Genomic DNA, 19,971 nt, shown 5'->3' with positions numbered 1-19,971 from the left:
GTTCGGATGATTTCACTTGTATAGACTTGACCTACAGATGTTATACCCATTCGAAGCCCTAGCCGAAATCTCCCGTTTCGTAGCAGGTCTCGTGCAAAGAGTTATAAAGAAAACAAACGAAGTGAAGTTTGATTTGTTGAACTCGACTGCCTCTCAAGGTGACTGCAATTGGGAGAACTTTGTAGTCTTCGGCTGTGGAAGCTCCTTGCTTCCGCTATACCCCCCACCAGTCATCCTGAGCGGAGACGGTACGTCGGAGTCGAAGGATCTCTACAATGATAAACTTAATGAAGACAGTCACCCTGAGCGGAAATGACGAAGCCAAAGGCTGAGTCATTGAAGTCGAACGGGTATAACCGTGGTGGGGTTATGTTCGGATGATTCCACTAGCCTTGACTTGACCTACATAGGTTATACCCATTCGACTCACTTCGTTCGCTCAGGGTGACTGCAATTGTAAAGATATTTCATAATATTTTTGGGGATAGATGGGTTAAATAAAGGTCATATTTGTCGAAGCCCTATCCAAAAACCCAAATACATAAAAAAAGAGAAGGTCGCCCTTCTCTTAATTTTTATCTTGGATTTCTTTGAAACTTATCTTGTAGCATTTCAATTTTGTCTAAGTTTACGTTGAATGTTATCTTATCATTCTTAACATCGTGCGCTCTATAAAGTTGTTCATCGTGTACAAATGTGTTACTTGCACATAGTATATCTTCATATGCCCACATTGATTGGTTAACGTCCTTATATTGGTTGATAAACGCCTTGTCATTCCTGTCTATATAAGTCTTGTCAAAGACTCTATTAAATGCTCTGTTGCTTACAGCCGCAACTTCTTGTCTAGGTATAAATTCATCAGCATTAAACTTTGCAAGTCCATCTGTATAAATCTTTAACCAACCTTCGTTGAATGCTCCTTCAATCTCGCCTTTTGCCCAGTGATTTCCACTTAAGTTCATGTGGTTTCCATCTGCTTTTGCGATATTTTGGAATCTTCTAAGAGTTGCTACCCATTCTGCTCTCGTAATCTTCTTTTCTGGTCTGAAGAATCCATCATCATATCCAGCGAATACATTCGCTTCTGTAGTTATTCTAACAGCTTCTGTGTACCATTCTCTGCCTATGTCCTTGTAAGAAATTTGGTAATTAGGATTGTAATTATATCCATCTTCTCTTAGAGCATTTGCCAAGATTTGAGCAGCTTCTGCACGAGTAAGCCCGTCGTTAGGTCTGAAGTATCCGTTGAATCCTTGCATGTATCTAACTTCTTTGTGAAGTGGTTTAATCTTAGCAGGTACTTCAACTTTCTTTTCTATATAGATTGCATTGTATCCAGTGCCTCCTGGTTGTGGTAATGGTTGTGGAACCACTCTCGCTTCTCCTACATATACTAAGATTGTTACTTCTTGCCCTGATCCATCTGGATAAGTTACCCAAGCTTTTACACTGTAAAGACCAGTTTTATTTATATTTGGTTCTGTTCCTGGTACTATTCCAAAAGTTGTTCCAGTATTAAAACTATATTCATCTGGCAATTGGATTTGACTCTTGTACTGTTCATTAGTTACTGGTTGTCCAAGGTCAGTATAGATAAATCCACCTCTTGCTTCTGGTATAGGTTTGATTTCTGGTAATTCACCATAGTCTTTTCTGTACTTTGCAGTAATGGTAGTTTGTTCTTCTGTAAATTTTTTAGTTAATTCCTTATCCCATCCTGCAAATAACCAAGTATAATCTATTGTTCCATCAAGTTTTTTAACTTCTTTTCCTGTCGGGTTATCAACTGGAATAGTAACAACTTTTGTAGGATTTACCCAGAATGTTCTTTCAAATTTTGTTTCATCAGTTGCTTTTTCTATTCCATCTTCCGTTGTCTTAACAACAACTTTTACAAAATCATCTGGAACAACTGGTTTAGTTGTTGGATCGTTTGGATCTGGTTGTTCAACTACATCACCAGTTACATTATAAGTTACCGGAACTTCTTTAACTTCACCATTTGGATAAGTTATTTCAACTTTAGTTGTCTTATCCTTACCTTGTTTGCTTGTATCAGGTGTAAATCCATCTACAAATTTGAACTTTGTTCCTGATGGCAAGTTGTTTTTGTTATCAGGATCGTCATCATTGTAAAGATTATTTATAAAATCTTTTGGAGATGGATTTGATCCTTGTGGTATCCATTGATCATTCTTTCCGACTGGTTCTACATTCTTATCTTGTTCATAAGTTGCAGTAATCTTTGTAGCTTTAGTGAAAGTATCTCTAATCGTATTTGCATATTCTTTGTTGCTATCATCTGATACCCACTTAACAAATTTATTTGTTTTCTTTACTCCATTTTCTAAAGCTTCTTTACCTCTTGGATTGTTGACTGGTATCCAAACCTCTTCATTTGGTTTAACCCAGAATACATTTACAAAGTAAGTGTTGTCAGTCGCAGTATCAGTAGTGTCTACTGTTACCTTTACATAAGTGTCTGGTACTAATGGTTTATCTCCATTTTCTCCACCAATTTGTGAAACTACATGGTCAACAACTGTAATCGGTACTTCAACTACAACAGTTTTCCCATTTGGATATTTTACCTCAACCTTTGCAGTAGTTTTTCCAGGATTGTTTACATCAGGTGTTCCATCATCAGTATATTTGAATGTTGTTCCATCTGGTAATCCAGTTTTATTTTCAATTAAATCTTCTGGTTTTGGTGTATCGCCTTTTGGTGTTACAACATTCTTCTTAGCAACTGGTGCTGGTACTAATTCTCCTGGAACAACATTAGTAGAATATTGTGCAGTGATTTCTGTATCTTGGATGAATGTGCCTGTTATATTTTCATTATCCCAAGAAGCTACTGTACCTTTTGTAACTTTCCAGCCTTTGAAATTGTAAGTTTGTTCAATGTTATTAACTTTTTCTTTCTTACCTTCTGGTTTGTTTGTTATTGTAACATCTTTTGCCTTAGGATTTACAAAGTAAACTTTTTTTGTTGCATCTGTTGCCTTATCCGTTGGAATAAGTTTTACAGTTATATAGCCTTCTGGCTTCTTTGTATTTTCATCAGTTTTTTCTACTATATCTTTTGATTTAACAAAGTTAAATTCATAAGTTTTTTCAGCTGTAATCTTTTCAGCTTTTATTTCTGGTGACCATGTTCCACCATTGGAAGTGTAGCCAACATTTGGAATTTTTGTTATCTTATCAGCTGAGTCTGTCATGTTAACTTCTACTTCCGGACTTACATAGTAAACTAAGTCGCCGGATACTGTTCCACCTTCGCCTGCCTTGAAGATTACTTTTACATAATTATCCATAGCATCCTTCGGTCTTTGTCCGCCGGGTGCTTCCGGAATTATGTTTTTGTGAACTTCCACGGGGATTTCGACAGGGTTATCGTTGGTGCCTTGGGTCGTACCGTCTGTATAAGTGACAATTACTGTGGCTTTTTGTTCGCCCGGTTTCAACGGATCGGGTCTGTTAATCACTTGAATAGACTTTATCTCTTTGCCCTCTTGCGGGGTGATTTTTTCTTTTAAAATCTCATCTGTGATTTCTTTGCCTTGAGGTGTATCTAATTTTGTAGTCTTTAATGGCTTAACTATAGGTTCTGCTTGAATTGATTTTTTATAAGCAGCTTCTATCACTGTTACTTTATCTGTATATTTATGGCTAGCTAATTCAATTTTTACTGCTGGTGTTACATCTGTTAAACTATCATCTGCTTCACCAGTCTTAACCTTTTGCCATTCTTTAAATACATAGTTAACTTTCTTCTTGCCAAGTTTTGGAATGTCAACTTCTTGGTCAGTTTTACCTGTTGGACTTGCTACTGGTATTGTTACTTCCTTAGTAGGGTTAACCCAGAATGTTTTTTCAAACTTAGTTTCATCTGTAGCTTTTTCTGTAGTTTTAACTATAACTTTTACATAGCCATTTGGTACATCTGGTTTTTTGTTTGGATCTGTTTGTTCAACTACTTCCTTAGCGTCAACCGGTGTAATTACTGTATCTTCTGTAAATTTATGACGCTTAGCAAAATCAAATTTGCCATTTTCTTTAGACTCTTCATTCTGTTCTTTCTTATCTGCTGTCCAATTGATAAATGTTGATGAACCATCGGACTTAACTTCTGGTATTTCTACCCAAGCTTTTGGATTTACATAGTAAACCTTATTGTCTTTAGCCTTCATATCGCCAGATGGTGATACTGTTACTTTTACATAATTTCCTGTTATATCTCTTAATCCGCCGTCTTTTGCGTCTTTCGCTTCTGCATCGGATAGATATTTAGGTTTTTGCCACTCTCTATTAAGTGCTTCGTAACGGTTCTTATAAACTGTGATTGGTATTGAAAGTTCTTGAGTTTGTTTTCCATCTTTGAAAGTAACCTTAGCTACAATATTAACTACACGAACTACTTCGTCCTTATCTTCCTTGCCTATTTCTTTTACAAGATTAAACACATCTTTATCTGTATTTAATTTTGTTTCTTTTCCAGCCTCATCTTTGTAGAAGAATTCAATTTTTGTTCCATCTGGAATTGGTTTTTCTTCATTCTTTTCTTTCCATACTAACTGTTTCTTTAAGTCGTCAAGTTTTGGAGCAAAGTCATTGGTCCATTTATTATTAGGATCTTTATAAGCTTCTGTTCTTACTAGACCTTCTGCCTTAACACTTAGTCCTGACCAATCGAAGTAGGCTGTGAATACATAGTAATCTTTATCAGCAGTTTGTAGGATTGTTCCCTTGTTTAAAAGTGGTTTGTTGTCCCATCTTAAGAAGTTTTTACCATTATCAGGTGTGATATAGTACTTTCTTTCTTCTTTATCATTAGGAGAACCGTCAGCTTTTGTTCCTAGTTCTCCTGGAACTGGAAGTGAATCTGACTTAAGTCCCTTTATTACATCGTAGTGAAGTTCTATCACTTCATTATTGTCTTTGTCTTTAAAGACTCCACCTTTTTTCTCGTCATCTATCTTGAAGGTTACTCTTACATATCCATCTGGTACTGGGTCATTAGGATTCTTAACTTCTATGACTCTTGCGTCTTGATAGAAGAAGAAAATTTCTCCAAGTCCTGTTCCGTTGATTCCTAAGAATTCATTTGTACTTTCGTCTACATCAAAGAAGAGTTGTTGTTGTGGACTTTCATTATCTGCCAAAGTCCAGCCAGGTATGTGCCTATAGTTTCTAGCATCATAATGTCTCTTTCCATTTATAACTGTTTCTGCGTCAATAATTGAATACTTAGAAACAATCTTTTCGAAATCTTCACTATTTTTCTTTACTAAGTCTCTATAAGCTTCTCTTTTCTGATCTTCTGTCTTATTGCTATCATTTTTTATGGCTTCATAATTAGTCTCAAAGTTCTTTTTAGCTTCTGCTATAAATTTTTCTACATTAGCCCTACATCTTTCATCAAGGTAGTTAACCTTGTACTCTCTCTTTCTATAAGGTATATAGAAGAAGTGGAAGTCATTCTCTTTGTTGTTTAATTCTTTAGTTGTTCCATCTTGTTGCTTTTCTTCGACAGGTCCCTTTATCTCATGGACTTGGAAGTAGTTGTTTGTTCTACCAGTGGATTCATCATAATAATTTTCAAAAGTTTTATTCTTTTGTTTTAAATCTTTCCATTGAGCCTTTGGTACTAGGGTATATTCTGCTCCTTGCTTGCTACCTAGTGCAGCTGCAAAGTAGCCTTTTCTTCTCTTAGGTAGTTCTTGAGATTCTGGTGATCCAGCTACTTCCTTTAAGTCCTTATCAAGTATATGGTGGTATGCCATTACTGTTTGTAGGTCATTTCTAACCCAAATTGCTCTTAAATATACATCTGATACAACATCATTTCCAAAAGAATATAGTTCTGGAACTTTGTAGTCATTAAAATATGTTTTGTCTTCTGTTCCATCTGCATTATGTCTTACCCATTCCCAACCTAAGAAGTCATAGCCCCAGCGTTTAGGTTCCTCAAGTTCATTCAATTGTTGTCTTTGTATAACTGTGAATATCTGTTTTTTGCCATCGTTTGGTTTTTTCTCAGGATATGTCTTCTTTTCTTCTTGACCTATATCTCCTTCTTGGATGGTCTTACTTATTTTTGTCAAGTCTTCAGATTTTATTGAAGAAAGAGAACCACCATTAGGATCAATGGTTACCTTCCATTTAAAGTCTGGTTCTGCCCACTTAGCGTAGAGGTTAACTGGGTGGAAAGGCATTGTTTCTTTTGGATTTTCCCAAATAAGCTTGGTGCCTGCAGGGTCTAATGCCCATCCTTTAAATACCATTTGTTCTGGAAGATTGTCTGGTCTTTTAACCTTTAATTTATTATCTGTAGGATCTGTATAAACAAGATCTGTTAGACCTAATTTTTGTAAGTTTTCTGGATTGTCTATTAAGTTTTTAGGGTCTTCTTTGAAATATTCTTTTTCATCTCTTTCTAAGTTACTATCAACTAAATCAGGACTTAAGACCTTTAGTGGGAATTCGTAGAAAGTATCTAATTGGTTGGTAGGTCCAAACTCACTATCGTCCTTAATCTTTGCAGGGTCGTAGTTAAATCTTAATGGGTACTTATTACGATGATATTTGAAGCGTAGGTAGCCGTTTTCTTCAAATGCTTGACCACCTTCCTTTTTGTCTCCAAATTCATCAGAATCGCTAAAGAAAACTGATATAAAGTCTAATTGACCGATAGGTAGTTTATCCCCTTGGTTGTTATAGTACGACCCACAAGTGTTAGGTGTTATTGCATCACGCTCGTCGTTTAGATCGTTAATTCTATCTTCGTCCACTCGGCCATCTTCCTCGCTACCTTCTTTGATTGTCGGCCATCCGCTTTGAGGATTAGTAGGATCATAGTCCTTAGGTGTAAAGCCTGTAACTTTCGGGTATCTGTGTCCATAGTTTATGGCAGCTGTATCCGCCTTTGTTCTAACAAGGTCATAACGTATGATGGTTTCGTCTTTCTTAAATCCATCCATCCAAAAGTCCATGTGGTGAGGAATGGAAGGTTTATCCTGTTTTATACCGAAGGAAAGGGTTGTAAAGTCGAATCTATCTAAATCGATGGTATTGCCATCGCCCTTATCTATATGTTTAGTATAGCCGCCCCAGCTAGTATAGTTTGCCATGTCCAAAAATTCATCGGCATTAAGCCTATAAGGAGGTGTATCTAAGTGAAGTGGCCAATTTGGCCTAGTATAGTTTGGTCCCCAACCAAAACTTTGATAACCAGGAGTGAATCCCTTGGTTTGTTTAGCATCGTTTGGCCACTTATACATCATCTCATTGAATCTTGCCTTGTAGTGGTATGGCTTGCCTGGACCACCTACTTTAACTGCCTCACCTTTCTTTTCGTCATATTTCCAAATTTCGGGATAGATGGTGTTTTTTTCAGGTTGTGCATTAGACTTGGTAAAGTATAGGTCATAGACTTGTCTGTCGTAGTAGATATTGTAGACTGTCTTACCTGTGGCTGATACAGACTTTGTCATGGCTGGTTGTTTAGGGTCTGCATTTTCTTTATCTGTTAATTCTTTATTGTAAACAAAGAATTTGTTTAGATAAAGGTCATGGTCACGATTGAATTTTTCGCCATTCCAAATTTTTTGTAGACGAGTTTTATCTAGGTCTGGGAATTTTAATCCGTCTACAGGTTCTTTATCTAACTCTGGCCTTTTGCCTGTTGGTTCTTGCTTGTAAACACGAGTACTCATATACTCATACTTATCTAAAATAGAGGCATTGTCAGCATGGTCAGCCTTTTCTGTCCAAAATTGAACAGCGTAGTCTGCCTTTTCCTTGTCCTTCCAATCAGCTGTGAATGTCACATCTTCAGCTGGCATTATAAATTTAGCGTCTAGGTTTTTTATAGGATTTCCACTATCATCTTTAATTATTTCATCTTTTTTATATTTTTTTCCGCCAACTCCCTCTAAGTCCTGTGAGGGTTTCCAACCTTGGAAAGTACTTCCCAACTTATATGTTGGGTCTGCAGTTTTATCTGTAGTTGGTTTTCCATCTTTCCCCAATAGAGGTATTGTAGGGATACGTTGACCATAGTAAATTGTTCTAGTCGGTATTGGTGTACCTTCTTTGGTGTCATAGTGAACGTCAAAGTGTTTTCTATTATAGCGGTATTCTACAACATATTTTTCTGTGTTTTCTGGCATTTGTGTTTCTATAACACTAGTTTCAGGCTCGTAGCCTTTTATTTCTTCTTTTTCAAGAGGGCTGATTGTAACTATTGACCCTGTTAAGCCAGTTTCAGTAGTTGTTTTTATTTCAGTCTTACCATCAATAGGTCCATATTTGTTTTTATCTTCTAGGCTTTGGAAAATATGTTTAACTGTTAATGTGTTTTTCTTTCCAGTATAAATATATGGCAAAACACCCTTGTATTCTGTCCAAGTTTTTGTGCCTTCTTTTTTTTCTAATTTTTTACCTTCCTTTGCTTTGTTTACAATGCTTTTATAGTTTACATCAAAGCTTGGCGTAGGTGTTGTATAGCCATCAAAGTCAGGAAGATTTATTGTTTGTTCTATTTTTTTCTTATCTTCTTCTTTGATACTAGCTCCAACGGACGCTTCATAAGGTTGGTAGTTGTTTATCCTACTGTCGCCACGTTGGATTCTGTATTCTGCTCTCATTGTATAGATGTCTGGTATATCCGGTCCTTCTATAAATTTTTGACTTCCATTTTTTGGTTTCGCAACCTTAACATCTATATCCTTATTGTTTATATAGCCTTCTTTAAAGCCACTGTCACTTATAGGATTTTCGTCATAGTTAATCTTTTTATCTGTTGGATTATCCTGACCACCTTGAGCAAGCACATCTAGTGGTAGCGACGTCAGTATCATGACTATCGCTAAAAATAATGTCAATGCTCTTTTGCTTCTCTCTCTTAATTGTTCCATACTTTTCTCCTTTTCTACTAGAATTAGCTCTTTTATCCAGATACTAGATCCGATAGATTATTTATATTATTATTTAAATTGATAATTTTGTAGATAATTGATTTATGTACAAGTATCCTAGTTTATCAGTTTACATATAGTATTATTATATCACATGCTATCAATATATATAATATTGATGTAGTTAAAATCAACATTTTTTCATGAAATTTTACATTGTTTTTACAATTTAGTGTACAAAAAAATAGCTAATCTTAAAATTAACTAAAGATTAACTATTTTAAGTGCTTTTGATGCGTAAAATGTAAATGTTCCTATGAGTAATAACACTCCATCTTCGGACCTCACTTCTGCTTCTACTACATAGGTGGTTGTACCTTTGTGAATGTAGCGAGTGTGGGTGTAAAGTGTGCCTCCGTTTATATTTCCAACGAAGTTGACGTTTGACTGCATCGTCACTGCGGTTTTGCCATCGTCTATCATGAGTAGTCCCGCTGCTGTGTCCGCCAAGGTGAACAGGACTCCGCCGTGGTACATCCCAAAGGCGTTTAGATGTTTCTTGTCCCCTTCCATCTTGAGCCTGTAGTCGTCGCCTTCTCTTCCAAGATAGGTGATGTTATTTTCTTCGATAAATGGTCCTGTCAGTTCTTTTGCTAAGAGTTTCTTGTCTTTCAATATTTGTTCTCCCAAAAATTTAGCTGTATCTTTTTTCTATCCACTAGGCTCGATGCGGTGATGCCAAGGAGCCTTAGTCTTTCTCTATTTCCGAGTTTGTCGTAGAGTTCTTCTGCGATATTTTTTATATCTTCGTACTTTTCCATGCTTTTCAAAAATGTTTTGGAGATGGTATGGATTTTAAATTTATCCGTCTTTATTTTAATTGTGATGGTCATGGCGGACTTGTCTATCCGTCTTAGATCTTCCGAGAGTTCTCTTGAGAATCTGTCGATATATTCGTAGAGGATTTTCTCATCTCCCGTCGGTGTAAATGTCCTCTCAACTCCGATGGATTTCCTCTTTCTGTCGCCTTTTACTTCTCTTCTGTCGATGCCTCTTATTCTGTCGTAGAGTTCGTGCCCCATCTTGTTAAATTCCAAGGTCATGTACTCACGGCTTAGATTCATTAAATCCTTGACATTATTTATTCCAAGCTCTCTTAGTCTATCTTCTGAGACTTTTCCAATGCCATGGACTTTTGAAATGTCCAGGTCGTATAGAATCTCCGGCACCATGTCTTCGTCGATTTCCATAAATCCATCTGGTTTGTTCCAATCCGAGGCGATTTTCGCAAGAAATTTGTTGTAGGAGAGTCCTACTGAGATGGTGAGCCCCGTCTTTTCCTTGACTTCTGATTTTATCCTTATTGCAAGTTCTCTTCCGTCTTCTGTACCGGTTATATCTAGGTATGCTTCGTCGATGGAGACCTGTTCTATTACTTTTGCGTAGGTTTTTAATATGGAGAAAACTTCGATGCTTTTTTCTTTGTAGCGATACATCCTCCCCGGCACGATGATTACTTGCGGGCAGAGGCTTCTCGCCATAAAAATGGGCATGGCGGAATGGAGTCCGAACTTTCTCGCTTCATAATTTGCGGTTGTTATGACTCCTCTTCTGCTTCTACCTCCCACTACTACTGGTTTTCCTTTTAAATTTGGATTGTCTAATTCTTCAACAGATGCGTAAAATGCATCTATATCTACGTGCAGTATCATTTCCACACTAAGTTTCTAAATCCTTCTTCTCTCACATTGGAGTTGATCAAGTATCTATTGGCGGTCAGTTCCATCATGTACTTGTCATCTCTATATGAGTCGGAGTAGGATCTGGAATTGTCGTAGTCGATGGCTTCCTTTGTATTTTCTAGATAGGATTCTATGCGTGCTACCTTTTCTTCTCTACGGTTGTTGTTTCCTATGAGTTCGTTTAATCTGCCGAGACGGGTCCCGATTACAAAGTCAAAGCCGAGGTTGTCCCCGACTTTTTTCATGTAATTTTCGTAGGATGCGCTGACTAGTAGTAGCTCAAATCCATCTTTTTTTAATTCTTCTAATTCTTCCAGTGCGTCTTTGTAGTAGTATTTTGGCAAGACTTCGTTTACAAATTCATCTATATCTTCTTCTGTCAAATAGTCAAAGATTTTCGCCAATTTATTCTTGGTAGGATTGAAATCTCCGGTGAACTTGTACCCAATAAAGCTAATTCCGATGGATATTCCTTGTAGAAGAAAGTGCACTCCCATCTTCTTTCCATAGGTCTGCCATAAAATCTTTATAGAATCTCTGTCGGTTATAGTCTTATCGAAGTCGAAGATTGCGAATTTTTTCATTCTTCCTCCAATTTTTCTAGGAAGTCTTCATAGTTTAGTTTGCCTACGAATCTATGTTTTTCTTGTCCATCCTTTAGAATTACAGTGGTTGGATAAGATTTGATATCTTTTTCTTTTCTATACATTTCTTCGTCTGATAGGTCCATGTAGTAGGATTTGAAATCAAATTCCTTGTGGGCATCGGATACCATGTCGATGGCTCCTTCGCAGTGAACACAGTCTCTACTTCCATAGATGATTACTCCGTCTGTAAGTTCTTGTAGGTCGTCCATATTAAGTACAGATGTACCAGTCTTGTTAATCTTGTCCATTCTTCTGATATTTTCGTGTTCCATTCTTGATCCGTACATGTCGATATATTGTCTATAATCATCTTCTTCGATTTTGTCTACTCCGTCAAAACATGGTGTTAAGAAGTCGATTGGAGTCTTTAGAAGTTCTATCTTTTCTTGGAATTTGTAGTATTCATCATAGACCAATATAATTCCAAGGTCATTTAAAACTAGTACCACTTTATCTTCTACATTTAACACTTGGGCTCTGTTCTTCACATTGAAGGCGTAGTCGTTTATGCCTTCAATTAAACCCATGGTTTTGAAGTTGATTGTACTATATGCAATCTTTGTGATTGGATTTATTTCTAGTACAGTTAGGTTATCCTTTGCGATTATTCTAAGGTGACCTGCTCCTTTTTGCCCTTCTGCAATCATGCGAGCATCTATTATTTCATTTACTCCAAGTTCTAGAGCTGTAACTTCGTAGAGTGGGTTTAAACTTTCGTCATAGATTGCTACAAATTCTGGTGAACCTATAAGGATATTTCCTGGTGCAAATCTCATGTCCCCTTGTCTTGAATATATATTTTCTTTCAAAACTTGGATGGAGTTTACATCAAATTTAAATGTACGCACTAGGTCTGTTCCCTTGTACATTTGGAAAAATCTCGTCTTAACTATGAAGTAATCTTCTGAAAAGTCGATTACATTTCCTTTAAATTCTAATTTTTCTTTGCCGTGGTAGGCGTCTTTGTAGACATAGTTTGGTCCGGATTTTTTCCAGAATGAACCCTTTTTTATTTTATTTAATTTACCTTCGTTGTATTCATATAGATAGTTTGAACTTGAGATTAAAAGGCGCATTTTCTAAGCTCCTTTGCTACACTTATGGCAGCTTGTGCTCCAGTTGCTTGGGCTGTTACAAGTTGTCCAAAGGATCCTTCGATACAGTCTCCACATGCATATACTTTGTCCACTGAGGTCTTTAGATTCTTGTCCACATAGATGTAGCCATATTCATCTTTTTTAACTTCGTCAAAGATTTCTGTTTCTGGTGTAAATCCGATGTAGATAAATGTTCCTTCTGTTTCGAATTCTACTTCTTTGCCATCTTTTTGGTATACGAGTTTGTCTCTATATACGTCTGTAACTTTTGCATTGAATTCAAATTTTATATTTTCTATATTCTTTGCCATTTCATAGGTGGTGTGGTCGCAGCTTGGTGTATCTACATCAGAGAAAACAGTCACGTCTTTTGCAATGTTTGATAGATAGATTGCAGAGTCCACTCCATTGTTTCCCGCTCCTATGACGCTGATTGACTTGCCTTTGAAATTGCTTCCATCGCATAGTGCACAGAATGATGTGTTGTCAAAGTTGTGGATTTCAATTCCTGAGCTAAGTCTCTTGGTTCCTGTTGCTATGATTAAGTAATCTGATACGATTTCTCTTCTCTTTGTGGAGATTTTAAATTTGTCTCCTTCTCTTTCAATATTGGTTACTGAGCCTCTTATAAATTTGCCATCGTATAGGTCGATTTGACTTCTTAGGCACATGATATACTCTCTTCCAGAAATATCCACGATTCCTGGGTAGTTCTTGATGGATATAGCTTCTAGGATATTTCCACCGTATTCGTTCTTTTCGATAATTACGTGGTCGATGCCTGCTCTTAATAGGTATAGAGAGGCGGTTAGTCCTGCTGGACCTCCTCCGACAATACATACTCTAGTTTTCAAGTTCTAAAATCTCCTTTACTGTTGGTTCTAATTCTTTAATAAATATATCATCTCCATATCCATGATCCATGTTTTCTGCGTTGGTCATGTCAAATGGTAGCTTGGATATATTTTCTACCTTGTGTTTCTTTGCAATCTCATCTATGTTTGATTCGCCGAAGATGTAGTGCTTTTCCATGCAGGATGGGCATATGAAGTAGCTCATGTTTTCTACCAGTGAAAGCACCTTTATATTCATAAGTTTAGCCATGTTTATAGATTTTTCTACGATTTGTCCTACCAGTTGTTGTGGGGTTGAGACTATGACCACTCCATCGAGTGGAAGTGATTGGAATACTGTAAGTGCTACATCTCCTGTTCCCGGTGGCATGTCCACAAGTAGGTAGTCCAAATCTCCCCATCTTACATCTTTAAAAAATTGGTTTATTGCTTGACCAACGATTGGTCCTCTCCATAGTACCGGTTGGGTCGGATCTCCTAGGATTAAATTTACAGAGATTACTTTTACTCCTGCGTTAGATTCTTTCGGTAGGATTTCTTGTCCATTTGAAAGTGCCATCTCTTCCATGCCAAATGCCTTTGGAATGGATGGTCCTGTTATATCAGCATCTAGGATGCCGACTTTCTTTCCTCTTCTAGTGAGTTCTGCTGCAAGGGCTGTAGTAACTGTGGATTTACCCACACCTCCCTTGCCTGAGACAACTCCAACTACATGAGCGATATTACTGTGTTCGTTTTGTTTAAATTTTTCAATCATTTTCTTACCTCTATTACTTTAAATTTTCCAAATATATTTTCTAAATATATGTAATTATATCTTTCTTTATTTATTTCTGAGTAATCTTTGAAATCTTGGAACTGAATTCCGTCCTCTGAAACCATGATTTTCTTTACATATTCCCTTTTAAGTTCGCCGCCATTTTCTATTTCGCAAGTAAACTCTCCATTTATAAATTCACTTCTAAATTCGAATTTACGATTTGAAAAGTATGTTGCATCTTTTAAATATTCTCTTGCAACGGAGCAGGAATATTCGGATATGTCCCCGTGAATATAGTGTCTTTTCAAGATGGATGCAGCTTTTGCAGTGGATCCTGAACCGCCAAATATATCTAGCACAGTCATGCCTTCTTCCGTGGTCGACTCGATGATTCTTCTTAGAAGTTCAAAAGGTTTTTGACTCGGATATTTCACCCTCTCCGATGAGGTCCGTCCTACCATGTCTATGTTCCACACGTCCTTCATGTTTACCATTGTGTAGTAGCCGAGATGGTCTTTGTATTCCTTCACACCTTTAAATTTGTAGGGTTTAAAATCTCTATTGTAGGATTTTTCTTTCAGTGGCTTGAAGATTTTTTGCCTATAATCCTTTGAGTAGAATAGAATATTGTCATGCTTTTTGGAAAAAGATTTCTTCCCGGCACCGCCGCTTTTGTAGGACCAGATGATTTCATTTACAAAGTTACTATCGCCAAATATCTTGTCCATTATGAGTTTTAACTCCGAGGATGTTCTATAATCCACATGAAGAAAGATGGATCCAGTTTCTTTTAAAAGATCTTTAAGTCTTGTAAGAATCTCATACATCCAAAGTAAGAATTCATCCTTATCCAAGTTGTCCTCATAACAATCCTTGTAGATCTTCTCATCTCCCGCATCAATTTCTATGCCAAAGGTCTTGCCAGTATTAAATGGTGGGTCAATATAGATTAAGTCCACGAGAATTTTATTTTCTTTTAGAAAATTTATGGTTTCAAAACCATCTGCAAGGACGACTAAGTTTTTTGGATTGCCATCTAGAATTTTTTAATTTTTTTATTAATTTTTAAATTTCTCTCGGCGTTATTTTTTATTAGAGAGCCGTCGTCTCTTAAAATATCCGAAAGTGTAATTCTATAACTCATGAGTTAATTATATCATTTATTCACAATTCTTGAAAATGTTTCTATTATTTAGTAGAATAATTATGGTGATATTATGAAAATTGAATTTGATAAAGGGGTAAAAGAATACCTTTTAAAAAAAGATATGAAGTCTTTCCATATTGATCACGGTCTTCAAGGCTGCTGCGGCGTGTCTGGAATCTGCGAACTTGAAGTTACAAAAGGCGTGCCAGATACTGGTAGCTACAGAATGTTTCAAGTGGACGGCTTCGATATATATGTAAACAATATGCTTAAATTTAAAGATGACACTATGAAGATAGTTCTCCAGCTTTTTATTTTCAAAAAAATTAGCTGTAGACGGTTATGACTACAGCGAATAGTTCCTATTTTTACTTTTAGGAGCTTTTTTTATAATTTTTAATCTATTCCCTCTACATTCTACCAAGTTGTATTGGGAATTTCTTCTTTTGCCATTGGACCAAAATTTCTCCATTGGCACTTTTTCTATATAATCTAAGATTGCACAGAGGGTGACTCCGTGAGTTACTATTAGCACATTTTTATAATCCTTATAAAATATACATTCGTTAAAGAATCTATCCACCCTTTCCATGAGATCGTAGAGATCTTCTCCGCTTGGATTTCTGAAATCTTGCGGCTCTTTGAAGTAGGTGTCTATGGATTTTCTGTGTTCTCTTCTGATTCTCTCAAGACTTTTTCCACTCCACATGCCTACGTCTATTTCTCTAAGGAGTGGAGTTTTTTCTATTTCAACTTCATCTCCTACGATTAGCCTCGCACTGTGGTAGGCTCTATAAAGATCCGATGAAAATACCTTGTCGAATTTTATTTTATATTTTCTTAAACTCAGGGCAAGTTCGATGCCTTCTTCTGTAAGTGGCGAATCGAGATGTCCCTGGTTGATTGCCAATGTGTTCCAAAGTGTTTTTGAATGTCTCGTTATATATAGTTTCATGTCAAAAGGATATCCTTGTTTACTTGGGTGTAGAAGAGTTTCTTCACTTCTTCTGGGTCCTTTGTGATTGCTAGGATCCACATGAGTTTTACCACACAGGATTCAACCACCATGTCATAGGCTTCGATTACTCCGCCGGTCTTTAGGAATTTATATCCAACTTCGTAGGTCTTCGCGTCGGAGCCTTCAAGCATTACTTGAGTGGATAGGACCACCACTTTGTCCTTGTGTTTACTAAGTTCTTGTAAGAAATTTCTTCTAGATTCGAAGGGAATTCCTCCAACACCATAGGTTTCTAGTACTACCGCGTCATAGAACTTAAAGATATAGTTTAAAATATCCGGCTCCATTCCCGGAGTTAGTTTAAGTAAAAACACTTTTGGATTTAGTTCATTGTAGAAGGTTGGCTCGCAGGTATCTTTTCTCTCGTCCACATATCTAAATATTCTCGGTCCATCTATAAATGCCGCCACTGGATAATTTATAGAATCAAAGGCGGAATAAGATTTAGATCTTAGTTTCTTTGCCCTGGTACCGATGATCGCCTTTCCATCAAAAACCACATAGACTCCTCTCACATCGTCTTGAGATGCAAATCTAATTGCGTCCATAAGATTTTTAACTCCATCGGTTATGGAATCTGTAATAGGTTTTTGTGATCCAGTTAGGACTATGGGCTTGTTGAAGTTTTGAATTAAATAGGATAGTGCGGCGGAGGTGTAAGCCATGGTGTCTGTTCCGTGGGTGATTACATATCCGTCGTAGCCATCGTTTTTTCTAATTTCTTCTGCGATTTGAAGCCAGTGCTCCGGCTCAATATTGGTAGAATCTATATTTAAAATCTGTTTTACTTCTACATCAGCAAACTCTTTTACATCTGGCACGTAGGATAGAAGTTCTTCTGCAGTTGTACCTGGACTTAGTCCATCTTCAGTAGCAACGGAGGCTATGGTGCCCCCGGTTGCTAGTAAAAGTATTTTTTTCATAGTTTTTTTCTGATCTCTTCTATTCTATTTTCAACTTGTACTTTCATTTCTTCGTACTTAACGAGTTTGTCTTTTTCTTCTTGAACTACGCTTTCTGGTGCCTTTTTAACGAATCCTTCGTTTGCAAGTTTCTTAGTTGCCCTTGTGATTTCTGAGGTAAGTTTTTCGCTTTCTTTTTCGAGTCTTTCTAATTCTTCTGCGTAGTTTATAAGCTCACTCATAGGAAGCATAAGCTCTGCCCTATCTAGTACGATTGATACGCTATCTTCGATCTTTTCTTCTGTGAAGATGAGTTCAGTTCCAAATCCTAATGTAAGAAGAGTTTCTCTTCCAAGTTCAAAGGTCTTCTTGATTTCTGCATCTTCTGTCTTTACGAAAAGTTCTGATTTCTTGCTATTAGGTACGTCTAGTTCGCTTCTTGCGTTTCTAATCTTTCTTATAACGTCTTTTAGATATTCAACTCTGTCAAAGTCTTCTTTGAAGATTAATTTTTTATCCACTACTGGGAAATCTTCTACGATTATAGCCTTTTCTACTCCTGGTAGGTGAGAATATATTTCTTCTGTGATAAATGGCATAAATGGATGAAGTAGTTTCAAAATATCTTTTAGAACTTTTAGAAGTACTTCTTTGGCTGCAGTCTTAGATGGAGAGTCTTCACCATAAAGTCTTGGCTTAACCATTTCGATGTACCAGTCACAGTATTCATTCCAGATAAAGTCGTAGATTTCGTTTGCTGCTAGTCCGATTTCATACTTATCCAAGTGGGTTGTCACTTCGTCAATAGTTTCTTGAAGTTTGGTTAGAATCCATTTATCTTCTTGAGTAAATGCATTTACCACTAGCACTTTTTCTGCATCGCTATCTTCTAGGTTCATTAGCACAAATCTAGATGCGTTCCAAAGTTTATTGGCGAAGTTTCTATTTGCTTCTACTCTTTCGTAGTAGAATCTCATGTCGTTTCCTGGACTATTTCCAGTTACAAGTGTAAATCTAAGTGCGTCTGCACCATATTTATCTATTACTTCTAGTGGGTCGATTCCGTTTCCGAGAGACTTACTCATCTTTCTTCCTTGGGCGTCGTTTACAAGTCCAGTAAATAGTACATCCTTAAATGGAACTTCTCCCATTTGTTCTAGAGAACTAAAGATCATTCTAGAAACCCAGAAGAAAATTATATCGTAGCCTGTGATTAACACATCTGTTGGGAAGAAATAATCTAGGTCCGCAGTCTTGTCCGGCCAACCAAGGGTTGAGAATGGCCATAGCGCTGATGAGAACCAGGTGTCTAAAGTATCTTCGTCGTGTTTTATAGTTAGTCCTTTATATTTTTCATCTAGGGATGGATCGGTACGACTAACGATGGTTTCGCCAGTTTCTTCCACATAGTAAACAGGAAGTCTGTGTCCCCACCATAGTTGTCTTGAGATACACCAGTCCCTAATATTTTCAAGCCAATTTACATATACTTTTGCAAATCTCTCTGGGATGAAGTTCACTTCGCCCCTTTTGTATGCTTCTAGTGCAGGTTTTGCAAGTGGTTCCATCTTAACGAACCATTGTTTAGAAATAAGTGGTTCTATTGTTGTCTTACATCTTTCGCAAACTCCAACTGCGTGGTCGTGTTTTTCTTCCTTTGAAAAGTATCCAAGTTCTTTGAAGTCTTCGATGATTTTCTTTCTCGCTTCTTTTATGGTTAGTCCACAGTACTTGCCAGCTAGTTCATTTAAATGTCCGTCGTCGGTGAAAATTTTCTTTTGTCCGAGATTATGTCTTTCTCCAACTTCGAAGTCATTTACATCGTGGGATGGTGTGATCTTAACGGCACCACTTCCAAAGTCAAGTTCTACATAGTCGTCTTCTATAATAGGAATTTCTATTCCATCTAGAATAGGCACACGAACCTTTTTGCCAACTAGACCGAAGTATCTTTCGTCCTTAGGGTTTACTGCAACTGCCAAGTCTCCAGGAATTGTTTCTGGTCTTGTGGTTGCGATTTCTACAAATCCATCTCCATCTACGAACGGATATTTGAAGTACCAAATTGAACCTTCTATATCTTCGTGTTCAACTTCTGTATCGGAGATAGCTGTCTTACAAGATGGACACCAGTTTATAATTCTGTCCCCTCTGTAGATTAATCCCTTTTCATAAAGTCTTATGAATACTTCTTCAACCGCCTTTGAAAGATGTTCATCCAATGTGAAGCTATCTCTTGTCCAGTCGCAGGAAACTCCAAGTTTTTTAAGTTGGTTCTTGATATTTCCGCCGTACTTGTGAGTCCAGTCCCAAGCTTCTTCCAAGAATCCTTCTCTGCCGATCATCTCCTTGGTCTTGCCTTCTTTTTTCATCTTCTCTACAACTTTTGCTTCTGTGGAGATGGATGCGTGGTCTGTGCCAGGTACCCAAAGGGCACTGTAACCTTGCATTCTCTTGGTACGAATTAAAATATCTTGTAAAGTGTTATTAAGTGCGTGACCCATGTGTAGGTTTCCCGTTACATTTGGTGGTGGCATCATAATTGTAAATGGTTTCTTATTCTTATCTATTTCCGGGGTAAAGTATCCACCCTTCATCCAAAAATCATATAGTCTATCTTCAAATGATTTCGGATCATATGTTTTATCTAAGCTCTTCATAAATCCTCCTCGTAATTTATTTTTTGATATTGATATAAAAAATACCGCATTCTTCATCATAAGGACGAAGGACGCGGTACCACCTTAATTCCCGTTGCTGGGCTCTCAAAGATTATATCGTAATCAACGTGTGAAATTAACTTTGCAACCTTCAAAACTTCATCTTGAAATCTCTCACCATCCGATTTCTCTCTAAAAAGAATCCATCTCTACTCCTCAA

At 37.1% G+C, this 19,971-nt stretch carries 12 protein-coding genes; 1 reads left to right on the top strand and 11 read right to left on the bottom strand.

The genetic code is table 11. From position 1 onward, the window contains the following. Positions 1 to 575: 575 nt before the first annotated feature. The 8 genes from HMPREF1252_RS06950 to HMPREF1252_RS09335 all read right to left on the bottom strand — a co-directional run bounded on the left by HMPREF1252_RS06950 (position 576) and on the right by HMPREF1252_RS09335 (position 14,983). On the bottom strand, positions 576 to 8,924 hold the full coding sequence (locus HMPREF1252_RS06950; protein WP_023059950.1) for a Rib/alpha-like domain-containing protein: 8,349 nt from the start codon (positions 8,922 to 8,924) through the stop codon (positions 576 to 578). A 264-nt stretch (positions 8,925 to 9,188) separates the two neighbouring features. Continuing rightward, positions 9,189 to 9,599, bottom strand: coding sequence for a PaaI family thioesterase (locus tag HMPREF1252_RS06945; RefSeq protein WP_023059980.1), 411 nt, complete (start codon positions 9,597 to 9,599; stop codon positions 9,189 to 9,191). Beyond that, positions 9,596 to 10,636: a DNA polymerase IV gene (locus HMPREF1252_RS06940; protein ID WP_023059939.1), complete on the bottom strand. Its 1,041-nt coding sequence runs from the start codon at positions 10,634 to 10,636 to the stop codon at positions 9,596 to 9,598. Before HMPREF1252_RS06940 ends, HMPREF1252_RS06945 begins: the two co-directional genes overlap by 4 nt. Beyond that, a complete protein-coding gene (locus HMPREF1252_RS06935; protein ID WP_023059969.1) occupies positions 10,633 to 11,250 on the bottom strand; it encodes an HAD family phosphatase in 618 nt (205 codons plus the stop codon). The genes HMPREF1252_RS06940 and HMPREF1252_RS06935 overlap by 4 nt, the downstream gene beginning before the upstream one ends. Beyond that, a complete protein-coding gene (locus tag HMPREF1252_RS06930; RefSeq protein ID WP_023059981.1) occupies positions 11,247 to 12,389 on the bottom strand; it encodes a thioredoxin family protein in 1,143 nt (380 codons plus the stop codon). Before HMPREF1252_RS06930 ends, HMPREF1252_RS06935 begins: the two co-directional genes overlap by 4 nt. After that, entirely contained in the window at positions 12,377 to 13,264 is an 888-nt protein-coding gene (locus HMPREF1252_RS06925) for an NAD(P)/FAD-dependent oxidoreductase (RefSeq protein WP_023059936.1), read from the bottom strand. Before HMPREF1252_RS06925 ends, HMPREF1252_RS06930 begins: the two co-directional genes overlap by 13 nt. After that, positions 13,254 to 14,021, bottom strand: a complete 768-nt coding sequence (locus HMPREF1252_RS06920; RefSeq protein ID WP_023059975.1) for an Mrp/NBP35 family ATP-binding protein — start codon at positions 14,019 to 14,021, stop codon at positions 13,254 to 13,256. Before HMPREF1252_RS06920 ends, HMPREF1252_RS06925 begins: the two co-directional genes overlap by 11 nt. Further along, positions 14,018 to 14,983, bottom strand: coding sequence for a site-specific DNA-methyltransferase (locus HMPREF1252_RS09335; protein ID WP_023059962.1), 966 nt, complete (start codon positions 14,981 to 14,983; stop codon positions 14,018 to 14,020). The genes HMPREF1252_RS06920 and HMPREF1252_RS09335 overlap by 4 nt, the downstream gene beginning before the upstream one ends. Positions 14,984 to 15,241: 258 nt before the next feature. Between HMPREF1252_RS09335 and HMPREF1252_RS06910 the strand changes: the two genes are divergently transcribed. Next, positions 15,242 to 15,517, top strand: coding sequence for a hypothetical protein (locus HMPREF1252_RS06910; protein ID WP_023059938.1), 276 nt, complete (start codon positions 15,242 to 15,244; stop codon positions 15,515 to 15,517). On the opposite strand, the gene HMPREF1252_RS06905 is transcribed toward HMPREF1252_RS06910, so the two are convergent. The 3 genes from HMPREF1252_RS06905 to HMPREF1252_RS06895 are packed head-to-tail and all read right to left on the bottom strand — an operon-like array spanning position 15,518 to position 19,751. Further along, on the bottom strand, positions 15,518 to 16,126 hold the full coding sequence (locus HMPREF1252_RS06905; protein ID WP_023059958.1) for a histidine phosphatase family protein: 609 nt from the start codon (positions 16,124 to 16,126) through the stop codon (positions 15,518 to 15,520). Then, the gene (locus tag HMPREF1252_RS06900) at positions 16,123 to 17,112 is read right to left on the bottom strand and encodes an asparaginase (RefSeq protein WP_023059953.1); all 990 of its coding nucleotides are present in this window, start codon (positions 17,110 to 17,112) and stop codon (positions 16,123 to 16,125) included. Before HMPREF1252_RS06900 ends, HMPREF1252_RS06905 begins: the two co-directional genes overlap by 4 nt. Beyond that, the gene (locus HMPREF1252_RS06895) at positions 17,109 to 19,751 is read right to left on the bottom strand and encodes a valine--tRNA ligase (RefSeq protein ID WP_023059973.1); all 2,643 of its coding nucleotides are present in this window, start codon (positions 19,749 to 19,751) and stop codon (positions 17,109 to 17,111) included. The genes HMPREF1252_RS06900 and HMPREF1252_RS06895 overlap by 4 nt, the downstream gene beginning before the upstream one ends. Positions 19,752 to 19,971: the final 220 nt, after the last annotated feature.

This window comes from Peptoniphilus sp. BV3AC2 (genome assembly GCF_000478945.1).
GTDB classification, from domain to species: domain Bacteria; phylum Bacillota; class Clostridia; order Tissierellales; family Peptoniphilaceae; genus Peptoniphilus_B; species Peptoniphilus_B duerdenii.
Note: the sequence above shows the minus strand (reverse complement) of the source record. Positions and strands in the feature narration are given on the sequence as shown.